The organism is Streptomyces sp. NPDC057654, assembly GCF_042800135.1.
In the GTDB taxonomy this organism is placed as follows: Bacteria; Actinomycetota; Actinomycetes; order Streptomycetales; family Streptomycetaceae; genus Streptomyces.
Window position 1 is genome coordinate 1 of the sequence record NZ_JBHVHQ010001486.1, and the last position, 1021, is coordinate 1021.

A 1021-nucleotide genomic window follows, 5' to 3' on the forward strand; every position below is an offset into this window, starting at 1 on the left:
CCGCTCCGGCTCCGGCTCCGGCCGCGCCGGCCCCGGCGCCCGCCCCCGCCGCCCAGGCTCCGGCCGCCCCGGCGACCGGTGACGCGGACGGCGCGTACGTCACTCCGCTGGTGCGCAAGCTGGCCTCCGAGAGCGGCGTGAACCTCGCCGAGGTCAAGGGCACCGGCGTCGGCGGCCGCATCCGCAAGCAGGACGTCATCACCGCGGCCGAGTCCGCCAAGCAGCAGGCTCCGGCCGCCGCTCCCAAGGCCGCCGCCGCCCCGGCGCAGCCGTCGGCGCTGCGCGGCCAGACGGTGAAGATGACCCGCATCCGCAAGGCGACGGCCAAGCACATGGTCGAGTCGCTGAAGGTGTCGGCGCAGCTGACGACCGTGGTCGAGGTGGACGTCACCAAGATCATGCAGCTGCGTGCCAAGGCGAAGAACAGCTTCCTCGCGCGGGAGGGCGTCAAGCTCTCGCCGATGCCGTTCTTCGTCAAGGCCGCCGCCGAGGCGCTGAAGGTCCACGCGTCGCTGAACGCGAAGGTGAACGACGACGACACGATCACCTACCACGACGTCGAGAACATCGGCATCGCGGTGGACACCGAGAAGGGCCTGTTCGTCCCGGTCATCCACGAGGCGGGCGACCTGAACCTGGCCGGCATCGCGAAGAAGACCGCGGACCTGGCCGGCCGGGTGCGCGACGGCGGCATCAAGCCGGACGAGCTGGCGGGCGGCACCTTCACGGTGACCAACACCGGTTCGCGCGGCGCGCTGTTCGACACCCCGATCCTGAACCAGCCGCAGGTCGGCATGCTCGGGATCGGCGCGACGGTCAAGCGTCCGGTCGTCGTGTCGACGCCGGAGCTGGGCGAGACGATCGCCATCCGCGACATGGTCTACCTGGCCCTGTCGTACGACCACCGGCTGGTGGACGGCGCCGACGCGGCCCGCTTCCTGGGCACGCTCAAGGCCCGTCTGGAAGGCGGCGAGTTCGAGGGCGACCTCGGCCTCTGAGGTTCGCAGCACCGTATGGAGGG

At 71.6% G+C, this 1021-nt stretch carries 1 protein-coding gene; it reads left to right on the forward strand.

The window, feature by feature from the left end; all coding sequences use genetic code 11:
* On the forward strand, nt 1-998 hold a 998-nt coding region (sucB, locus tag ACFU99_RS44535; protein WP_384404628.1), incomplete at its 5' end, for a 2-oxoglutarate dehydrogenase, E2 component, dihydrolipoamide succinyltransferase.
* Between the last annotated feature and the right edge of the window lie 23 nt (nt 999-1021).